Source organism: Tepidamorphus gemmatus, assembly GCF_004346195.1.
Taxonomy (GTDB): Bacteria; Pseudomonadota; Alphaproteobacteria; order Rhizobiales; family Tepidamorphaceae; genus Tepidamorphus; species Tepidamorphus gemmatus.
Map to the genome: position 1 here is coordinate 107,624 of NZ_SMAK01000010.1, position 19,582 is coordinate 127,205.

At 68.2% G+C, this 19,582-nt stretch carries 19 protein-coding genes; 7 read left to right on the forward strand and 12 right to left on the reverse strand.

Translation table 11 applies throughout. From position 1 onward, the window contains the following. Positions 1 to 4 precede the first annotated feature (4 nt). Positions 5 to 709, reverse strand: coding sequence for a hypothetical protein (locus EDC22_RS14885; RefSeq protein WP_207903793.1), 705 nt, complete (start codon positions 707 to 709; stop codon positions 5 to 7). Between the two features lie 134 nt (positions 710 to 843). Between EDC22_RS14885 and EDC22_RS14890 the strand changes: the two genes are divergently transcribed. The 3 genes from EDC22_RS14890 (at position 844) to EDC22_RS14900 (ending at position 3,924) form a co-directional block, all read left to right on the forward strand. Next, entirely contained in the window at positions 844 to 1,491 is a 648-nt protein-coding gene (locus tag EDC22_RS14890; protein WP_132807467.1) for a LysE family translocator, read from the forward strand. A 273-nt stretch (positions 1,492 to 1,764) separates the two neighbouring features. Next, on the forward strand, positions 1,765 to 3,126 hold the full coding sequence (locus EDC22_RS14895) for a glutamine synthetase family protein (RefSeq protein ID WP_132807468.1): 1,362 nt from the start codon (positions 1,765 to 1,767) through the stop codon (positions 3,124 to 3,126). A 51-nt stretch (positions 3,127 to 3,177) separates the two neighbouring features. After that, positions 3,178 to 3,924: an SDR family oxidoreductase gene (locus EDC22_RS14900; protein WP_132807469.1), complete on the forward strand. Its 747-nt coding sequence runs from the start codon at positions 3,178 to 3,180 to the stop codon at positions 3,922 to 3,924. A 124-nt stretch (positions 3,925 to 4,048) separates the two neighbouring features. Here EDC22_RS14900 and EDC22_RS14905 read toward each other — a convergent pair whose 3' ends face one another. Continuing rightward, positions 4,049 to 4,360: a hypothetical protein gene (locus EDC22_RS14905; protein WP_132807470.1), complete on the reverse strand. Its 312-nt coding sequence runs from the start codon at positions 4,358 to 4,360 to the stop codon at positions 4,049 to 4,051. A gap of 211 nt (positions 4,361 to 4,571) precedes the next feature. Between EDC22_RS14905 and EDC22_RS14910 the strand changes: the two genes are divergently transcribed. Then, entirely contained in the window at positions 4,572 to 5,807 is a 1,236-nt protein-coding gene (locus tag EDC22_RS14910) for a lytic murein transglycosylase (RefSeq protein ID WP_132807471.1), read from the forward strand. A gap of 84 nt (positions 5,808 to 5,891) precedes the next feature. Here EDC22_RS14910 and EDC22_RS14915 read toward each other — a convergent pair whose 3' ends face one another. Both EDC22_RS14915 and EDC22_RS14920 read right to left on the reverse strand, forming a co-directional pair. Further along, complete coding sequence (locus EDC22_RS14915; RefSeq protein WP_132807472.1) at positions 5,892 to 6,692, reverse strand: DUF1499 domain-containing protein; 801 nt, start codon at positions 6,690 to 6,692, stop codon at positions 5,892 to 5,894. A 9-nt stretch (positions 6,693 to 6,701) separates the two neighbouring features. Next, entirely contained in the window at positions 6,702 to 8,342 is a 1,641-nt protein-coding gene (locus EDC22_RS14920) for a 3-(methylthio)propionyl-CoA ligase (protein ID WP_132807473.1), read from the reverse strand. A gap of 217 nt (positions 8,343 to 8,559) precedes the next feature. Here EDC22_RS14920 and EDC22_RS14925 point away from each other — a divergent pair, with 217 nt between their 5' ends. Both EDC22_RS14925 and EDC22_RS14930 read left to right on the forward strand, forming a co-directional pair. Next, positions 8,560 to 8,931, forward strand: a complete 372-nt coding sequence (locus EDC22_RS14925) for a DUF4870 family protein (protein WP_132807474.1) — start codon at positions 8,560 to 8,562, stop codon at positions 8,929 to 8,931. A 170-nt stretch (positions 8,932 to 9,101) separates the two neighbouring features. After that, positions 9,102 to 9,524: a hypothetical protein gene (locus EDC22_RS14930; protein WP_132807475.1), complete on the forward strand. Its 423-nt coding sequence runs from the start codon at positions 9,102 to 9,104 to the stop codon at positions 9,522 to 9,524. Positions 9,525 to 9,796: 272 nt separating this feature from the next. Here EDC22_RS14930 and EDC22_RS14935 read toward each other — a convergent pair whose 3' ends face one another. From EDC22_RS14935 to EDC22_RS14955, 5 genes are read right to left on the reverse strand one after another with little or no spacing between them, the layout of a single operon-like run. Next, on the reverse strand, positions 9,797 to 10,894 hold the full coding sequence (locus EDC22_RS14935; protein ID WP_132807476.1) for a class I SAM-dependent methyltransferase: 1,098 nt from the start codon (positions 10,892 to 10,894) through the stop codon (positions 9,797 to 9,799). Positions 10,895 to 10,896: 2 nt separating this feature from the next. After that, complete coding sequence (locus EDC22_RS14940; protein WP_132807477.1) at positions 10,897 to 12,147, reverse strand: class I SAM-dependent RNA methyltransferase; 1,251 nt, start codon at positions 12,145 to 12,147, stop codon at positions 10,897 to 10,899. Next, positions 12,140 to 12,874 (reverse strand): TlyA family RNA methyltransferase, encoded by a 735-nt coding sequence (locus tag EDC22_RS14945; protein ID WP_132807478.1) that lies wholly within the window; start codon positions 12,872 to 12,874, stop codon positions 12,140 to 12,142. The genes EDC22_RS14940 and EDC22_RS14945 overlap by 8 nt, the downstream gene beginning before the upstream one ends. 47 nt (positions 12,875 to 12,921) lie before the next feature. Next, positions 12,922 to 13,506 carry a protein-S-isoprenylcysteine O-methyltransferase gene (locus tag EDC22_RS14950; protein ID WP_132807479.1) on the reverse strand — a complete coding sequence of 195 codons (585 nt, stop codon included), beginning with the start codon at positions 13,504 to 13,506 and terminating at the stop codon, positions 12,922 to 12,924. Positions 13,507 to 13,513: 7 nt separating this feature from the next. Next, on the reverse strand, positions 13,514 to 14,782 hold the full coding sequence (locus tag EDC22_RS14955) for an alpha/beta hydrolase family protein (protein ID WP_132807480.1): 1,269 nt from the start codon (positions 14,780 to 14,782) through the stop codon (positions 13,514 to 13,516). A gap of 208 nt (positions 14,783 to 14,990) precedes the next feature. On the opposite strand from EDC22_RS14955, the gene EDC22_RS14960 reads away from it, so the two are divergent. Next, a complete protein-coding gene (locus EDC22_RS14960; protein WP_132807481.1) occupies positions 14,991 to 15,773 on the forward strand; it encodes an alpha/beta hydrolase family protein in 783 nt (260 codons plus the stop codon). A gap of 12 nt (positions 15,774 to 15,785) precedes the next feature. Here EDC22_RS14960 and EDC22_RS14965 read toward each other — a convergent pair whose 3' ends face one another. The 3 genes from EDC22_RS14965 to EDC22_RS14975 all read right to left on the reverse strand — a co-directional run. Next, positions 15,786 to 17,327, reverse strand: coding sequence for a pilus assembly protein TadG-related protein (locus EDC22_RS14965; RefSeq protein ID WP_132807482.1), 1,542 nt, complete (start codon positions 17,325 to 17,327; stop codon positions 15,786 to 15,788). 144 nt (positions 17,328 to 17,471) lie between these two features. Beyond that, positions 17,472 to 19,004 (reverse strand): TadE/TadG family type IV pilus assembly protein, encoded by a 1,533-nt coding sequence (locus EDC22_RS14970; protein ID WP_165926930.1) that lies wholly within the window; start codon positions 19,002 to 19,004, stop codon positions 17,472 to 17,474. Positions 19,005 to 19,159: 155 nt separating this feature from the next. Next, positions 19,160 to 19,582: transketolase C-terminal domain-containing protein (locus EDC22_RS14975; protein WP_281048304.1), on the reverse strand; the 423-nt coding region annotated here is incomplete at its 5' end.

The window sequence follows — 19,582 nt, forward strand, 5'->3', positions numbered from 1 at the left end:
CCGATCAGTCGCCTGCCACGAAGAAATGCCACGTGCCGTCCGGACCGATGCCGAGGCGGAAGAAGGTATAGCCGCCGTAATCCTCCATCCCCTTGCGGTCCTGCGGCGTGATGATCTTGTAGAGCTCGACCTCCTGTTCGGGCGTCAGCGCCTCGAACGGCACGGCGTGGAAGTACGGCCAGACATACATTTCCTGCGGCGTGCCGGGATCGAGATGGGCGTATCCCGCCTCCAGGATCTCGATCATGATGGCCAGGATCTCGCGTCCGTCCGGATCGCCCGAGATCGACCGGAGATAGGCGATCGCGTCGTCCTCGCCGCCGAACGAGAAGATCGGCGGCATCTCGTTGGCCTCGATCACCGGGCGCAGCTTCTCGATGTCGCCGGTGCGGGCTGCGGCGATGATCTGCGCGCGCATCCGCGCGACCGGCGGCGGCAGCAGCGACAGATCGTATTGCGGCACCGGAACATCGGTCAGCTCGGCGGCGGGTCCGGAAACGGGATTCTCGTCTGCGGTCGTCGCGCCGTCCTGCGGTGCCGGCTCCGCCGGCACTTCGATCGTCTCGGTCCGCACCTTGGTCTGGGCATGGCCGGCCACGGGCACGGCGACGAGGGCACAGACAAGGATCGCGAAGGCGGCGGATGGCAGCTTCATGCCGACCATGATCACGCTGCGGCAGCGCCGGTCAAGCCGTATCGGGCCGCTCATCGGGATCGGCGGGCGGCATCGGCGAGCGGGCGCGACAATCAAGCCCGGGGCGCGGATCGGCGTTGTATCTGCAGGGGCGAGACGGCTAGAATCGTCCATGGGGGACGTTCGACAACCTTGCGCCTTGGGGGCAAATGCCGGACCTGGCGATCATCCCGATCGGGATCTTCATCGGTATAGTGGTCTCGGCTCCGGTCGGACCGGTGAACATCCTGTGCATCGGTCGGGCGTTGCGCTACGGGTTCGTGCCGGCCGTCATGGCCGGGATGGGGGCGGTGATCGGCGACGGTGTGCTGGCCTCGATCGCCGGTTTCGGCATCGCCGCAATCGCCGAGGCGATCGAACACCATGCCCATCTGATCCAGCTTGTCGGCGGCGTCATCCTGGTACTCTACGGTGTCAGGGTGATGATGCTGACGCCCCGCACGGCCGAGGTGCCGGGGCAGCACGTCGCCGAGTCGGCGGTGAGGATCGTCCCGACGACCTTTCTCATCACGGTCACCAATCCGGGCGCCATCCTCGGCTTTCTGGCGATCTTCGGCGCGCTCGTCGGCGACGATCTGCTGCCCGAAGGCGATTACGCGGCGGCCGGGCTGCTGGTCGTCTCGGTGTGCGGCGGCGCGCTGCTGTGGTGGATCGGCCTGTCGGCCGTGGTGGCGCGCATCCGGCATCTGCTCGGCGAAGCGACCCTGCGGCGGATCAACATCGTGTCCGGCGTGCTGCTCGCGGCTTTCGGGGCGCTGCTGCTGTGCCGGTTGGGCTACGACCTTCTCGGTGTCTGACGCGGCCTTCAGGCGGTGGCCGGCCGCTGGCTGCGAGCATGCCATGACCCGACCCCATGCGCCCGCCACGAGCGGCAAGGCCGCGATCCGGCCGCACCACTTCGACCGGGATCGGCCACATCGCCGTATCGGTTCAAGGCCACCCGTCGACCGGCTCCGCCCGACCGGGAAAGCCCTGTTGAGCCCCTCAAGTCGGCCGCCCCCGTCTGCGCGCTTTACGCCGAAGCGCGGCTCGACTACCAAGCACGACGATCCCGCCGGAGCGCCCCGCGCATGACCGACCCTGCCGATGAAGCCCGGCGATTCCTCGCCGAGCACCCCGACATCCGCCAGATCGAGGCCTTCTTCACCGATGTGAGCGGCATCGCGCGCGGCAAGGTGCTGCGCCGCGAGGAACTGGAGGCGGCGTTCAGCGAGGGGCGCCCGTTGCCCGGTTCGATCTTCGGTCTCGACATCACCGGCCGCGATGTGGAGGAGGCGGGGCTGCTGTGGGCCGACGGCGACGCAGATCGGGTGCTGCGGCCGGTGCCGGGAACGCTGACGCGGGCGCCGTGGCGCGAGACGCCCTCCGCCCTGATGCTGATGACCGCGGTGGAGCGGGACGGCCGGCCGATGCATGCCGATCCACGCCAGGCGCTGGCGCGCGTCGTCGGACGCTTCGCGGAGATGAAGCTGACACCCGTCGCGGCGATCGAACTGGAGTTCTACCTCGTCGACCGCGCCGCGGCTCAGGCGGGCCGGCTGGTGCCGCCGGCCGGCCAGACTGGCTGGTTGCAGCGTCACCTGCAGGCCTGCCACATCGACGACCTCGCCGACTTCGCGCCGCTGTTCGACGACATCTATGCGGCTGCGGAGACGATGGGCCTGCCGGCGCGCACCCTGATCGCCGAATATGCTCCCGGCCAGTTCGAGGTGGTGCTGCGCCACCGCGCTGATGCCATGCGCGCGGCCGATGACGCGATCCTGCTGAAGCGGCTGGTCAAGGGCATGGCCGAGCGTCACGGCCTCGCCGCAACGTTCATGGCCAAGCCCCACGCCGAACATTCGGGCTCAGGCCTGCACGTCCATGTCAGCCTCGCCGATGCCGGCGGCGCCAACATCTTCGCCGGCGAGCACGAGATCGCGCCGGGGCCGCTGCTCCATGCGCTCGGTGGGCTGATGGCAACGATGCGCGAATCGATGGGAATCCTCGCACCGAATGCCAATTCCTGGCGCCGCTTCCGGCCCGGCAGCTACGCACCGGTCGGGCCGGGCTGGGGCATCGACAACCGCACGGCGCCGCTGCGGGTGACACGGGGGCGCACGGAGACCCGTCACTTCGAGCATCGGGTCGCCGGCGCCGATGCGAACCCCTACCTGGCGCTGGCAGTCGTACTGGCCGGCATGCACTGGGGCATGGTCAACGAGATCGATCCGGGGCTGCCGGTGACCGGCAACGGCTACGAGACGATCCGTCCCGATTTTCCGGCGGGGTGGACGGCTGCCATCGAGGAGGCCGCCCGCTCGGCGTTCCTGGCCGACTATCTCGGTGCCGATTTCCTGAACGTCTTTGTGGCGGTCAAGCGCGCCGAGGCCGACCGCTTCAACGCGCTGGTGCCGGACATCGACCTCGCCTGGTATCTGCGCACCGCCTGACCGGCCGGTCCGCCCGGCCGCAGCCCTCGCAACCGACCAGGAGATTGCGACATGACCAAGACCATCCTCATCACCGGCGCGAGCCGCGGCATCGGCGCAGCGACCGCGCGGCTCGCCGGCACCCGCGGCTGGTCGGTCGGAGTCAACTTTGCCGGCAATGCCGCGAAGGCGGCCGAGGTCGTCGCTGCCGTCGAGGCCGCGGGCGGCCGGGCGATCGCCATAAGGGGCGACGTCTCGCGCGAGGCCGACGTGACGGCGATGTTCGACGCGACGGAGCGGGCGTTCGGCGGGATCGACGGCGTGTTCAGCAATGCCGGCGTGCTGCATGTCGCGGGCAGGATCGCCGACACCGACCCCGGCCTTGCCCGGCGCGTCTTCGAGGTCAATGTCTTCGGCGCCTGGCTGGTCGCCCGCGAGAGCGCCCGGCGTCTGTCGACGCGGCGCGGAGGTCGCGGCGGTTCGCTGGTCAACATGTCGTCGGCGGCGGCACGGCTCGGCAGCCCGAACGAGTTCATCGACTATGCCGGGTCGAAGGGCGCGGTCGATTCGATGACCCTCGGTCTCGCCAGGGAACTGGGACCCGACGGTATCCGGGTGAATGCGATCCGGCCCGGGCTGATCGACACCGACATCCACGCCGACACCGGCAAGACCGACCGGCTCGGCGAACTGGTCGGCGGCGTGCCGCTCGGGCGTCCGGGTCTTGCCGACGAGGTTGCGGAAGCTGTCGTCTGGCTGCTGAGCGACGCGGCGTCCTATGTCAGCGGGGCCTTGATCGACGTCAGCGGCGGGCGTTGACCGGCCGCAAGGCCGGGACCGGCTGGCGCGGTTCATCGACTCCATGCAACGCTGAACCGCTCCACACGTGCGTTTCGTCGCACATTCGAACGGAGGACCGGTTTCCGCTTCTCGGGAAATCGGTCTAGCGTGCGGCGCCGGCGCGGCACGGGATTGCGACCGCCCGGTAGACCACGAACCCGTTGTGCCGGAGCGACACCACCGCGCTGTCGCGCGAGGCCTGCCAATCGGCCCAGCGGGCGCCGTACAGCGCGGATGTCAGACTGACCCAGTTCTGCAGCGCATGATCGGGGCTTCCGCCGGTGGCCGTCTCGACGGCCGACTTGCAGTCGGCATCGCTCACCACGGTCGCGGTCCGTCCGGCCGCGACCGTGACAGGCAGCACCATGCCTGCCGTTGCGGCAATCAGCATCAGTCGCCTCAAGACGGATGTCATGAACAACCTCATACGCAGGACAGGTCTCGAATCGGTGCGGGCGGCTACAGTTCCGTCCGGGATGCGACATCGATGTCGCGGACCACTCGATCTCCCCGGCACGCTGTCCATTCCTGGGTGCTGAACGTTTCGGTCATGCCGCGTTCGGCGCACAATCGTGTTTCAATCGTTTCGAACCACCCGATCGCACTCCATGCAGGGGACCTGGACCATGCTCCGTATCGCCTGGCTCGCGCTTGTCTGGTTGCTTGCCGCCGCACCGTTTGGCGCCGGGGCGCAGTCGCGTCAGGCGGCGGAAGCAGAGTTCCGGCAGTGGCTCGAGACCCGCGTCTGGCCGGACGCCAGCCGACAGGGGGTGTCGCGCGCGACGTTCGAGGCGGCGACCGGCGGGGTCGTCCTCGACTGGTCGCTGCCCGACCTGGTACCTCCCGGCGCGACCCCGAGCCCGCCGCAGGTCAACTGGCAGGCCGAGTTCTCGAGCCCGATCAGCTATTTTGCCGAGGACAGGATCAAGCCGCTCGAATCCATCGGGCGCGGGCTGATCCGCCAGTGGGCCTCGACGCTCGCCCAGATTGAGGCCCGCTACGGGGTGCCGAAGGAGATCGTCGTGGCGATCTGGGGCCGCGAATCGGCCTTCGGCCGAGCCGCGATCCCCAAGCCCGCCATCCGGACGCTCGCCACCAAGGCGTTCATGGCGACCCGCAAGGACATGTTCTACCCGGAGCTGATTGCCGCCCTGAAGATCGTGCAGGACGGCCATATCGCGGTGTCCGACATGAAGAGCTCGGTGGCCGGCGCGCTCGGCCAGCCGCAGTTCCTGCCGTCGAAATACCTCGCCTATGCGGTCGATTTCGACGGCGACGGGCGGCGCGACATCTGGCGGTCGGTACCGGATACGCTCGCCTCCATTGCCAACTATCTGCGACAGCACGGCTGGCAGCCCGGCGTACACTGGGGCGTCGAGGCGATCGTGCCCGATGCGGTGCCCTGCGCGCTGGAGGGCCCGGACAAGCGCTATCCGGTCTCCGAGTGGCAACGGGTCGGTACCACCCGCATCGACGGCAGTCCGCTGCCAGGCGCGGCCGGGGAGCCGCGCCACCTGTTGATGCCTGCCGGCCGGTTCGGCCCCGCCTTCATCGTGTCGGGAAACTTCTACGTGCTCAAGACCTACAACGAGTCCGATCTCTATGCCCTGTTCATCGGCCACCTCGCCGATCGTCTTGTCGCCGACTCCCGCATCCATGGCAGATGGGCCACGAGCGCCGGGTTGAAGCGCGGCGACGTGCGCGCCATGCAGGAGCGGATGATCGCCATGGGCTACGACGTGGGGGCCGCCGACGGCCTCGTCGGCTTCCGCACCCGCACCGCGATCGGCCTGTGGCAGCAGCGGAACGGCCGTGCCCAGACCTGCTGGCCCGACGAAAGTCTCGTCAAGACGCTACGATAGCGCCCGTCAGTCGCGCTCGCTTGCGCTGGGCCGGACCCCCGCGCCGTCCCGTCAGGCGCAGAGGAGGGCCGCGGCGAGGATGCCTCAGTCGGCCGGCTCACCGGGGGCGGCGAGCAGTGGCATGTCCAGACGGGTGGCGAGACTGGTCAGGAACCCGTAGATCCGCGCGGCATTGGCGCCGAGATCGTGGCGGCCGAAGCGCGACGCCGAGCGCATGTCGACCCGGGTCTCCTCCGGGCTGAGCCGGGTAATGACGATCGCGACATCGTCGGGGAAGCCGAACACCGGCGTCCGCGCCACGAGATGGACGACGCCGGGGCTCTTTATGTCGGGCGGGATCGCGTCGATCTCCGTCCAGTGGTACTCGGCGGCCAGCTCACGGGCGGTCTCGAACACAAGATCGGCGGAGTAGCCGACGATCAGCGGCACGATCTCCGGATAGGCCTCGCGCTGCCTGAGCGCGAAGTCGCGTCCCGGATAGGCAGTCGAGGCTCCACCGGGCCCGCGCAGCTCGGCTGCCCAGTCCAGCGAGGGCGGCGCGAACCAGTCGGTGGTGACGTCGTTGATTGGCGGCAGCAGCGCCGCGTGGGACAGCTTCCAGACCGGCCAGACGAGGACGAGAAGCGCACAGACGAGCCCCGCCGCGGCCGGCCGCATGCCCCGATGACCGCGCTGCCAGATCGCGACCATGGCGCCGAAACCGAGGACGAGCGCCAGCAGGGCAAGCGCGCCGGCGATCCCGGCGAGTACCAGCGCCGGACCCGTGTCGATGAAGCCGAACCGATGCAGCGCCGTGGTCAGCACCGCCACCGGAACCGCAAGAAGTCCCGCCCTGCGGCTCCAGACCGCCTGCGACGAGCGCCTCCTGACGTAGCGGGCCGGCAAGTGCGCTCCCTATCCGGCCGCGTCGGTGCTGGGCAGGCGGTAGCCCCGGAACTGCTCCCGAAGCGCCATCTTCTGGATCTTGCCTGTGGCCGTGTGCGGGATCTCGTCGACGAACACCACGTCGTCAGGCATCCACCACTTTGCGATCTTGCCCTCCATGAAGTCCAGGATCGCCTGCTTGGTCGGCGCGCGGCCGGGCTTGACGACGACGATCAGCAGCGGTCGCTCGTCCCACTTGGGATGGGCGACGCCGATTACCGCCGCCTCGGCGACGTCCGGGTGACCGACGGCGATGTTCTCGAGGTCGATGGAGGAGATCCACTCGCCGCCCGACTTGATCACATCCTTGGCGCGGTCGGTGATCTGCATGTAACCGAGCCGGTCGATGGTCGCCACGTCGCCGGTATCGAAGAAGCCCTCGCTGTCGAGGATCTCGCCGCCCTCGCCCTTGAAGTAGGAACGGGCGACCGCCGGGCCTGCCACCTTCAGCCGTCCGAACGTCTTACCGTCCCAGGGCAGCCGCCGCCCGGCATCATCGGTGATCTTCATCTCGACGGTGAACGGCGGGAAACCCTGCTTCTCCTGGATGTCCAGGCGCGCGTCGCCGTCCAGCGCCGCATAGGCAGGCTTGAGCGCGCAGCACGACCCGATCGGGCTCATCTCGGTCATGCCCCAGGCATGCATCACCCTGACCCCGTAGTTGTTCTGGAACTTCTCGATCATCGCGCGCGGACAGGCCGAGCCGCCGATCGCCACGCGCTCGAGATGGGGCAGCTCGCGGCCAGTCTCCTCGAGATACTGCAGCAGCATCAGCCACACCGTCGGCACCGCGGCAGTGAACGTCACGCGTTCCTGATCGAGCAGTTCATAGATGGCCGCGCCATCCATCCGCGGGCCCGGCAGCACCAGCTTCGCGCCGGCCATCGGTGTCGAGAAGGCGAGTGACCAGCTGTTGGCGTGGAACAGCGGCACGACCGGCATCACGTTGTCCGCACAGGACAGCCCGAGCACGTTCGGCACCGACACGGCCATCGCATGAAGCACGTTGGAACGGTGCGAGTAGACCACGCCCTTGGGATTGCCGGTGGTACCGGACGTGTAGCACATGCCGGCGGCGGTGTTCTCGTCGAACGACTTCCAGGCGAAGTCGCCATCCATCCCGCCGATCCAGCTCTCGTAGGCGACCGCGTTGCGCAGCGTCGTCTCCGGCATGTGGTCGGCGTCGGTGAGCACGACGAAGCGCTCGATCGTCGGAACCTGGTCCTGGATCTTCTCGAGCAGCGGCACGAAGGTGAGATCCGTCATCATCACGCGGTCCTCCGCGTGATTGATGATGTAGACGATCTGTTCGGGGAACAGCCGCGGATTGACGGTGTGATAGATGGCGCCGAGGCCCATGATGCCGTACCAGGCCTCGAGGTGGCGCCATGTGTTCCAGGCGAGCGTCCCCACCCGGTCGCCGAAGCCGATGCCGTCGCGTTCCAGCGCCTGGGCGACCTTCAGCGACCGCTCGCGGACCTCGGCATAGGTCGAACGGTGGATCGGACCCTCCACCGAGCGCGAAACGACCTCCGACTGTCCGAACTGCGTCGCCGCATAGTCGATCACCTTGTGGCACAGCAGCGGCCAGTCCTGCATCAGCCCGAGCATGTTCGGCGATCCTCCCCTGATCCCGGTCATCGTTCGTCCGAGCCAGTGTTGTAATCGTCCCCGCGCCTGCCGCCAATGGTCCGAGCTGCTGCCTTTACGGCATCGATCCGGTGCCGCTACCCTCGATCCGAGACGAATCGGTGCTAGGGTTGCCGGATCGACGCCACTGGCGCGCGAGACGCCGCCTGCGCGCGAATGGTCACCACTGGAGAGCGCAATGTCGGAGAATCCGGTCGATAGTGTCTCGGATGCCCTGACCGGGAGGGATCCGGTCAAGAGCGCCAACCTCATCTACATTCTCTATCTGGTCGGCATCATCATTCCCGTCGTACCGATCGTGGCCGTGGTGCTGGCCTACATGTACCGCAAGCAGGCCACCGGCTGGCTGGAGAGCCACAACACCTACCAGATCCGCACCTTCTGGATCGGACTGCTCTATGGCGTGATCGCCATGGTGCTGATGCTGCTGCTGATCGGCTGGCTGGTCTACGTCGCCATCCTGATCTGGCTGGTGGTGCGCTGCGTGAAGGGCATGCAGGCCCTGGCGCGGCGCGAGCCGATCCCCGATCCACAGACCTGGATGGTCTAGCATCGAGCCAGGTGCGGCCGAAGGGACAGTCGGCCGCGGAGGGCACCGGACCCGGCAGACAGAGGCGCCGCCGTCGGTCCGGCCGATCGGTCCGCAGCGGGCTGCCAAGCTGCCGGCGGGGTTTGCCGCCTGCCGAATTGTTGCCGCTTTCCGGGCGCCAGACTGCGGTCATGCACACGACCCACACGCACGGGGATCGGGGGGCGGTGGATCTGGTGGCGGATTGCGTCCGGCGGGCGATCGCCGGAGCCGCGCCGTCCACGGATATCCAGACGATACTGGACCGGGCCCGAACTGCGCTGGTGGAGGCGGACGGCGTCAGCCTGTTCAGCCTGCAGACGCCGCATCCCGTCTTCGGCGAGATGCACTGGATCGTCGGTCGCGGTGCCAGGCCTGGCGCCGATTATCTGGTCCTGGCGATTCCGGGCCGGGCCGTGCAGGATGCCGGCTGGACGATGTATGCCGCGGGCTCAAGCGATCTCGATACCGCGCTGCGGCAGCTCACCTGCGATTTCGTCGTCGACACGATGGCGGACGAGCTTGACCAGCCCAGGTTACGCGAGGGGGAGGAGCCGGAACTGCTGACGGCCTGACGCCGAACCGGCGTCCCCGACCGTCGTCGCAGTCCCCCGCCACCCGCCGAGGCGGAAGGCGGGCATCCTCCCGGACGGGGGCGGGTCCCGCCGCACGCGGCGGGACCCCTTTTCGATCCCGTCGCGATCCTCCGGCCGCGAGCGGCAGGTTGCATTTCACCTGCTAAGGCCCGGCCCCGGCCGATTGTCGGGCCTCACCCTGGTGGCCACCATCTTCGACCGGTCATGCCGCAGGCCGCTCGCGCGGCTGTCCGGGACGGCGGCAGGAGCGGTCAGACATGATCGCCGCTGCCATCAGCGGGCTTCCGCAGCACCATCAGCCTGGAGACGAACACCGGCTCGCTCGATACCGGATCAAGGCCCGCCCCCTGAAACAGGGCGGTCAGATCCTCGCGGATGTAGCTTGCATAATAGGGCTCGTGAAAGCCGTGCGGGAAGCGCTCCAGCAGCCCGTCATAGCCCTCGACGTCGCCAAGCTGCAGCGAATCCATGAACACGGCGATGCCGCCAGGCTTCAGCACCCGGGCGAACTCCGCCGCGACCTCGCGGCGCACCTTCGGCGGCAGCTCATGGAACAGGAAGATGCTCGACACGATGTCCTGGCTGGCGTCGGCCAGCGGCAGCGCCTCCGCCTTGGCCACCAGCACGCCCCCGCCGCCGCGGCCCCGCCCGCCGGCATGGCGGCGCGCCTCGCACGCATAGGCTTCCGACAGGTCGATCCCCACCGTCCTGAGGCCGGGGAAAGCCTCCCTCGCCATCCGCAGGAACCGTCCGGTGCCGCAGGCGATGTCCGCCATCGCCATGTGGCGCTGGTTACGGCCCCGCAGATGCGTCGCGATCGGCACCAAGGCCTGGCGGCGCATGGCGTTGGCGGTCCCGTTGAACAGCACCTCGACCTGGACGTCATAGATGCGCGCCGACTCCTCCGACAGATATCCGCCGGTCTGGAAGTGAAAGTTCTGCAGATAGTAGCGCGGCAGGCCCGGTCGCCTGGCCTCGGCGAAGACCTCCTGATGGGCGCCGGTGCGTCGCCGCTCGAAGATGCGCGGCAGATCCGCAAAGAAGGCGAGGCTGCGGTCGAGGCGGTCGCCAAGGCCGTCTTCGTCGCGCGGCATCGGATAATGTCCGGCCTCGACATTGGCGAGGTCGCGGGCGAACAGGCGGGCAAGATCGCGCCAAAGCACCCGTTGCGGCGGCACGGGCCGCGTCGGCTGCGGCGCCTCGGCGCGGGCCATGCGCGGCATCGCCTCTTCCGCAAGCCGCCTGAGACGGCCCATCGCATAGCCGTGGGCGACGTACCAGGCGACGCGCGAGCCCTGAGCGAGGCCATAACTCGCCCGCCGCGACAGGGTCTCGAGGGGTGAAGCCATGGCTAGCCTCCTGATCCGCCGCGAGCACGGCTGAGCCGTGCGACCACCTCTATATGTGGCGCGTAGAGGAACTGGTCCACGGGGGTGACGCTGTCGATCCGGAAGCCGCCTTCGACCAGTATCCGCAGGTCGCGAGCCAGGGTCGCCGGGTTGCATGACACCGCCACGACGGTTGGAACGGCGGACCGGGCGATCTCGGCTGCCTGCGCGGCGGCACCGGCGCGTGGCGGATCGAACACCACCGCGTCGAAGCCCTTCAGTTCGCCGGCGGCGAGCGGCATCCGCGCCAGGTCGCGGCGCAGCGTCTCGACCGGCTTCAGCCCGGCAGCGCGGGCCGCGGCGGCCGCCAGCGCGGTCAGCGCGTCCGCGTCGCCCTCGACCGCCTTCACCCGCGCCGAACGGGCCAGACGCAGCGAGAAGGTGCCGACGCCGCTGTACAGGTCGGCGACCTGCCGTGCGCCACCGACCGCCGCGACGACGCGACTGCCGAGGGCGATCTCCGCCGCCTCGACCGCCTGGAGAAAGGCGAAGGGCGGCGGGACGACCGCAATGCCGTCCACCTCGATCGCCGGTTCGGCCAGCGTCAGCACCGGTTCGCCGGCGATCGACAGCCGGGCAACGCCCATCCGCCGCACATCGTCGACGACACGGGCGACCAGTGCCGGCCCGCGACGCGCCGGTCCCTCGAGCGCGAGGTCAAGCCCGTTGCGCGTTGCCGTGATGCCGATCCGCAGGTCGTCCTTGACCGGGACGAACGGTTCCAGGACCCGTCGCAGGGCCGGCAGCGCAGCCTCGATGGCCGGCACCAGCACCGGGCATTCCTCGACGTCGATCAGCCGGTGCGACAGGCGGGCGTGATATCCGACGGTGACTGCCTTGCCCTGACGGCGGGCGGTGAGCACCGCACGACGGCGGGACCGAGGATCGATCGCGACAAGCGGCGCCACCTCCGGCGCAAGGCCGCGATGGGCGAGTGCGGTAACCACCAGCTCGCGCTTCCAGGCCCGGTAGGCACGCGGCGCCATGTGCTGCAGGGCGCAGCCGCCGCACGTGCCGAAATGCCGGCAGAGCGGCTTTGCCCGAACAGGGCTCGGCGAACGGACCTCGATCAGCCGGGCGCGGTCGCCGTCGCAATCGGCCAGGACCGTCTCGCCGGGCAGCGTGAACGGCACGAACACCTCGCCGGCCGGCGTGTCGGCGATACCGTCGCCGCGATGGCCGAGGCGGGTGATGGCAAGCGTCGCTTCAGCCATGCCGCGCGCCGACCAGGAATTCGGCATTGCCATCGCCGCCGACGATCGGGGAGGGGAGCCGGCCGGCGACGGTCCAGCCCCGTCCTGCGAGCCAGGTCTCGACGTCTGTGACGGCCGCCTGCGCCCGGTCCGGGTCGCGTACGATGCCGCCCTTGCCGAGCCCCTCGCGCCCGACCTCGAACTGCGGCTTGACGAGCGCCACCAGCACCGCCCCGCGGCCGGCCAGATCAAGGGCCGGGGCGATCGCGAGCCTGAGCGGAATGAAGCTGACATCGGCGACGATGACGTCGACCGGCGGCGGCACGACCTGTGGCCCGAGCTCGCGGGCGTTGAGACCCTCGTGGACGATCACGCGCGGATCGGCCGCAACCATCGGATCGAGCTGACCGTGTCCGACATCCACCGCGTGGACACAGGCCGCCCCGCGCGCCAGCAGCACCTGGGTGAAACCGCCGGTCGAGGCGCCGATGTCGAGGCAGACGCGCTGCTCCACCGCGAAACCGAAGGCGTCGAGGGCGGCGATCAGCTTGAGCGCCCCACGCGAGACCCAGGCGAGCGCCGGGTCGTCGACGCTGATCACAGCGTCCGCGGCGACCGCAGCAGACGGCCGGTCGACGGTGCGGCCACCGACCGCGACGCAGCCACGACGGATCGCATCACGGGCCCGCGACCTGCTCGGGGCGAGCCCCCGGCGCACCATTTCCTCGTCGAGCCGCAGCCGCGACATGCCCTTCCGGTTCCCCTCCGTCCGGCCGGCTCCAAAGCGGACCGGTATCAGAATACCCAGGGTACCAGGCGCTTGGTCCGACGCGCATAGGCGCGATATTCCTCGCCGAAGGTCTCCAGCATCATCGCCTCTTCGCGGAACACCCGGAACACGAACAGGGTGCCGAACCCGACCAGCCCTGCCGGCCCGGCGATCCAGTTCTGCAGCAGCAGTGCCTGCGCCACCGCCCACAGGAAGAAGGCGGTATACATCGGATGGCGCACATGCCGGTAGACGCCCTCGGTGACCAGCCGGTGGCCGTCGCGCACCTCCAGCGACACCGACCAGTTGCGCCCCAGGTCCTTGTGGGTGCGGCGGAACAACCACAGCGACAGGGCGAACACAGCGACACCCGCCCAGGCCCGAGACGCGGAGAAGGCGTAGTCACCGACGCGCCCGAAGCCTGTCGCGACATAGGCGCCCGGAATGATCCCGAGTCCCGACAGCGAGATCGTCAGCAGCGTCACCTCGCGCCAGTCGCGTCGGCTGCGGGCCACTGCGGTGCGCTTCGCCTTCCGCTCGTAGGGGTAGCGGATCACATACCAGGCGATCACGCAGACCGTCCAGACGATCTTGGCGATGGTCGGTGTCATGCGGGTCTCAGTCGCGACGGACAGCCTCGCCGTCTGCGTCGGATCGCTCCGCGCCGGCGGCCGGCAGATATGATCCGTCCGCACCGAAGTTGTCCACCGCCAGCGTGAGGTTGGCGATGCGTCCGGCCATTGGCATCGGCCCGCAGCACACCATGAAGAAATCGTAGTGGTAGCGCCGTTCGTTGCCCATCACGAACTGCCGGTGCAGGCGCAGGAAGTTGCGCTTGAAGCGGGCATAGCTCGCCTCGCCGAGCATCGCCCGCATCTTGACCGTCCGCAGTACCGGCGAGCGCCCGACGCCAAGCCCGAGCGCGCGATCCGGGTCGCACCGATAGAAGTTGAGCACATCGACGATTGAGGTGCAGTCAAGCCAGGCGATACGCTTCTCCTCGAGGACGGTGCGGACAGCGCCACGCAGGTCGCGGGCAGATGGATGCAGGCCGACCTTCAACAGCGACGATCCCACCGTCATCAGCGTCAGTGGCGGCGCCGTGGCAACGAGCCCGGGCCTCAGCGCCAGCAGTCCGGCGAGCGCTTCGACGGCGAGCACGGCTCCGAGACTGTGACCGATGATGACCACTTCATCGACACCGTCATCCGCCAGCCCGTCGGCGATCTCCTCGCAGAAGACCGCGATGCGGTCGCGGTAGTCCGGCCGCCAGCCGCGCGCCACGCCGATGGCAAAGGTCCAGTCGTTGAGCATGTAGCGCGCCAGCAGTCGGTCGCCCGGCCAGCGCAAGACCAGCCAGAAGACCGCCAGCGCCAGCGGCAGTCTGGCGATCCAGGGCAGCGCGCTGCCCATCTTCTGCGGGATGCCGGCCGCCAGCCATGCGAAGGCGGCCGCCAGCGCGACGATCGCCAGCGGGTAGAGGTAGAAGAGGCCGTAGCGCCAATTGTGGCGGAAGTAGCGAAAGGCCGTCCCGGTAAGAAGGACGTCGACAAGCGCCGCGATGCCGAGCGGCAAGGCCTTCCAATCGGGCCTGGCGAAATCCGTGGCGATCAGGTCGTCCCAGGCGCAGTAGCGGAAGTCCGTCTCCACCCGCCAGTTCGGCCCGCACGCTCGGATCGTCCAGCTCTGAACCGCCCCGCCGCGCGAGATCCTCGGCGGCCCGGCCTCGGCCCACATCGACCATGTGGCCGCAGCGCGGCCGAGCTCGCGGACCACACGCCGATACTGCATCGCCGCTGGCACATGCTCGTAGCCGCCGAACAGCAAGACGCGCCGCCGGCGGACGATGCTCGGCTCGGCAGCGGCCTGGGGACGGGCATCGGGCATCGACGGGGGGCTCCGGTCAGGGACGGGTCGCCGGCGATTGGAGGTCGGGCGTTGCGCAAATGCAAGGCCGGCGGGAAACTGCCGATGCGGCGGTTGAACCGGATCACGCTCTGCAGCGTTTGCAATATCAGGCGAATCGGATGCGATCCTGCCCGATGCGGGCTTGGGATCGCGGCCGGCGCTGGCGACGCAACAGGGGTCGGACCGAATGAAGATGTGGTGGGGACTTCTGCGGACGGTCGCGCTCGCCGCAACGCTGTTGTCCGGCACAGACCGTCCGCTCGGCGTCGCGGCGCAGGCCGGCTCGGTGCTGCATGAACTGCGCAATGTCGACCGCATCGACGAGATCGGCGCCCCCGGGTCAACCGCTTCCGCTCCGGCTCAGCACAATTCGGGCGCGACGGCGGCCAGCACGCCCCGATCGGCGCCGCCAGCGCCCGGGCAGACCACCACCGTCTCGGGCCGGACGGGCGACGTCATCCTGCTGCGCGGCCTGATGGACGTGTTTTCCTACGGGATGGACGCGCTCGGCACACGACTGCAGGAAAAGGGATTCCGGACCCAGGTTCTCAACCATTCGTCCTGGCCGAAGGTGGCCGAGGAGCTGATCCGCCGCTACAAGTCAACCCGCTCGCCGGAACCGGTGTTCCTGATCGGGCATTCGCTTGGCGCCGACGCGGTGATCCTGATGTCGGAGCGGCTTGCGCAGCAGCAGGTGCCCGTCGCCCTGGTGGTGACGTTCGATCCGGTGCATCCGCGCGAGGCGCCGCCCAATGTGCGGCGCCTCATCAACTTCTATCAGTCCAACAATGGCTGGGGCGTCGCGGTGAGACCCCGGCCGGGCTCCAAATCGATCCTCGTCAACAATGACCTCAAGGACCGCACCGACATTTCGCACACCACCATCGACAAGGCCGATTTCCTGCATTCCCGGGTGATCGACGAGATGATCAAGCTGTCGAAGCCGATACGGCGCCGTATCGCCGGCTAGGCGCTGCGCCGCTCACCTGGCCACCCGCAGCTTCTGGATGTCGCCGGCGATGCGCTGGAACACGGCCGCAAGCTTCGCCGAATCGGTGACGTCGAAGAACTTGTCCGGCGAGGAGGCGCAGTTCCGGATGGTCGAGTCGTCGACATCGGGATGCTCGAGCCGGATCGTGTAGATGACGATGCCCGCCGCCTTGACGTTCGCGCACAGCGTGGCGAGCTTCTGGTCGAGCTTGGCGATGCGCTGGCTGAGGCTGCCGCTCGAGATGCCCAGCCGGTTCTGCCAGATGTAGCCGATGCCGGAATAGACCGACTGGTTGTTGTTGGACACGACGACATTGTGGTTCTGGCCGTCGGTCATGAGCACGATCGCCTTGGTATAGCCCTCGGTGCCATAGGGAACGCCGTCGCCGAACGGGCCGTGCGGCGACAGCGTGTGCCAGCCCCACATCAGCCCGGCCGAGATGTTGGTGTCGCCGCCGGCGGTCATGGCGTCGATCGCCGTCTTGAAGCTGGTAAAGTTGCTGGTCAGGCGGGTGAGCGGCTGGATCTCGCAGCCGGCGTTGGGACCGAACTGATAGCCGATCGGGTTGGTGCCGGTCCTGGGTTTGGCATTGGTGTACTTGGCGACGTTGCCCTGGCGCTTCTTCCAGTCCGAACTGTTGGTGCCGTCGGCGATGTAGTTGTTGCAGTAGCCCGAGCCATTGCAATACTGGCCGCTGGTCAAGTCCGGCTCGTCGGGCGCGAAATAGGGCACGTAGAGCGTGGCCGGAATCGATGACGTCGGCGCCGTCTCGGTGACGTCATAGGGCGCGGGCCGCGTCTCGACACAGCCTGCCCAGGGCGTCTTCATGGACTGGAACAGATCGAGCCGCTTGACCTGCGTCGCGCCATCGAAGATCTGGTCGTTGATCGGCGACTTGCCCTGGCTGTCGATCCAGGCGGCGTTGGCATAGTGCGGGCCGACATTGACCGTCATCGTGTAGGGCACCAGTGCCAGCCGCACCGCGTCGGGCTCGCCGCTGCGGGCCGCCGCGGCCGCCAGCGTATCGACGAGATCAGTTGCCGCGCTCTTCAGGTTGGCCATCCGCGTGCCCTTCATCGACCCGGTGTTGTCGAGAACGAGTGCGATCTCGACCTTGGTCTGGTCGCGCAGCACCTCGGTAGCCGCGCTGAAGGAGATCTGGTCGACGCTGAGCAATGCCATGATCGCGGTATCGACAGTGCCCGACAGCTCGACCTGAACCGACTTGGTCGTCTGCGCGAAGCGGGAGATCGACCACTGCGCCGCCGGAAAGCCGGTCGCTTCGAGCGTGGCCTGGATATAGTCCTGCAGGAACTGGCGCGCGGACGCGTCGCCCTCGAGCGGACGCCTGGCGAGGGCCAGCGCCGCCGCATCCAGCGCGCTGCCGAGCTTGGCGCGGGCCGCGACCGCCCGGTTGTAGTCGATGGCGGCCCCCATCATCGCGATGACGGGAACGATCAGGATGCCGAACGCAACGGCGAAGCTGCCCGATTCTTCGGCCAGAAGCCGACGAAGCTGTCGATACATGCCCATAGCCCGCTGTCCCCGGCGACCATCCTGGCCGCCGCCGGACGCGGACGTTAGCCACCGCCCCGCTAATCGACACTGAAACAGGGCGGCGCGGTTTTCGGCAAGTTCAACACAAATTGCGCGCGGATACCGGCCGGCCGGCGGCGATCATTTCGACACTCTCAACCGCAGGATGTCGCCGGCAATGCGCTCGAACACCGCCGAGAGCTTCGCCGAATCGGTGACGTCGAAGAACTTGTCCGGCGAGGAGGCGCAGTTCCGGATGGTCGAGTCGTCGACATCGGGATGCTCGAGCCGGATCGTGTAGATGACGATCCCGGTTGCCTTCACGTTCTTGCAGGTCTGGGCTAGCTTCTCGTTGAGCTTGGCGATGCGCTGGTTGAGGCTGCCGCTCGAGATGCCCAGCCGGTTCTGCCAGATGTAGCCGATGCCGGAATAGACCGACTGGTTGTTGTTGGACACGACGACATTGTGGTTCTGGCCGTCGGTCATCAGGATCAGCGCCTTGACGAAACCCTCGGTGCCATAGGGGACGCCGTCGCCGAACGGGCCGTGCGGCGACAGCGTGTGCCAGCCCCACATCAGCCCGGCCGAGATGTTGGTGTCGCCGCCGGCGGTCATCGACTTGATCGCCGTCTTGAAGCTGGTGAAGTTGCTGGTCAGGCGGGTGAGCGGCTGGATCTCGCAGCCGGCGTTGGGGCCGAACTGGTAGCCGATCGGGTTGATACCGATCTTGGGCGTGGCGTTCTTGTACTTGGCGACGTTACCCTGGCGCTTCTTCCAGTCCGAACTGTTGGTGCCGTCGGCGATGTAGTTGTTGCAGTAACCGGGGAGGTTGCAGCTCTGGCCGACGAGCGTGTCGGGCTCGTCGGGCGCGAAATAGGGCACGTAGAGCGTGGCCGGAATCGATGACGTCGGCGCCGTCTCGGTGACGTCATAGGGCGCGGGCCGCGTCTCGACACAGCCTGCCCAGGGCGTCTTCATGGACTGGAACAGATCGAGCCGCTTGACCTGCGTCGCGCCATCGAAGATCTGGTCGTTGATCGGCGACTTCCCCTGGCTGTCGATCCAGGCGGCGTTGGCATATTGCGGGCCGACATTGACCGTCATCGTGTAGGGCACCAGCGCCAGCCGCACCGCGTCGGGCTCGCCGCTGCGGGCCGCCGCAGACACCAGCGTGTCAACGAGATCGATGGCCGCGATCTGCAGGTTGAGCATGCGGGTGCCCTTCATCGAGCCCGTGTTGTCGAGCACCAGCGCCAGCTCGATCTTCTTCTGTTCGCGGGTGACCTCGGAATTTGCCGCAACATCGATCGTGGGGATCGACAGCAGGCCGAGGATCGTGGTCTCCACCGGCGAGGCGATCGCGGCCTGGATCGTCTTCTCGGTCTGCACGAAGTCCACCAGGTGCCATTCGCCCGTGTAGCTTCCCCCGGCAAGCTGGGCGGCGATGTTCTGCTCGAGAAACTTCCGCGCCTCGGCGTCCGACATGTGACCGTTGCGCGCAAGCGACAGCAGCGCGATGTCCAGGGCGGCGGTGAGCTTGCTGCGCGCATTGGCCGCCCGGTTGTAGTCGAGCGCGACTCCGACCATCGCAATCATCGGCAGCAGCAGCAGGCCGAAGAGGATGGCGACATTACCGCGGCGATCGGTCAGGAACCGTCTGAGCAGAGTCCACATAACGGCAATTCCGGTGCTGTCGCCCGGGCATCGCTTGCGCCCGGTGCATGCGCCGATCATGCCGGAAACACTCGAATAAAACTTTAAGCGGATCGCCGACTCGCCTGGGGCACCGGGTAATCATGCGTTAGCCATGCCGGCCCCCCGGTATGGTGTCATGCGCGTTTGGGAGTTGCGGTTTGGGTTTGGTGTCCGATGGTCTGGAGGACCTTTGCGATGATTGCGGTGTGGTCGAGGCCGGCGCGGGCGATCATGGCGGCGGGGGTGTCGTGGTCGATGAAGGCGTCGGGCAGGCACATGGTGCGGACTTTCAGGCCGCGGTCGAGGCGGCCCTGCTCGGCGAGGAACTGCAGCACATGGCTGCCGAAGCCGCCGATCGAGCCTTCCTCCACCGTCACCAGCACCTCGTGGTGGGCGGCCAGCTGGCGGATCAGCGCGTGGTCGAGCGGCTTGGCGAAGCGCGCGTCGGCGACGGTGGCGGGAAGGCCGTAGGCGGCGAGCTCGTCGGCCGCCTTCAGCGCGTCGGCGAGCCTGGAGCCGAGCGACAGGATCGCCACCTTGCCGCCCTCGCGCAGGAT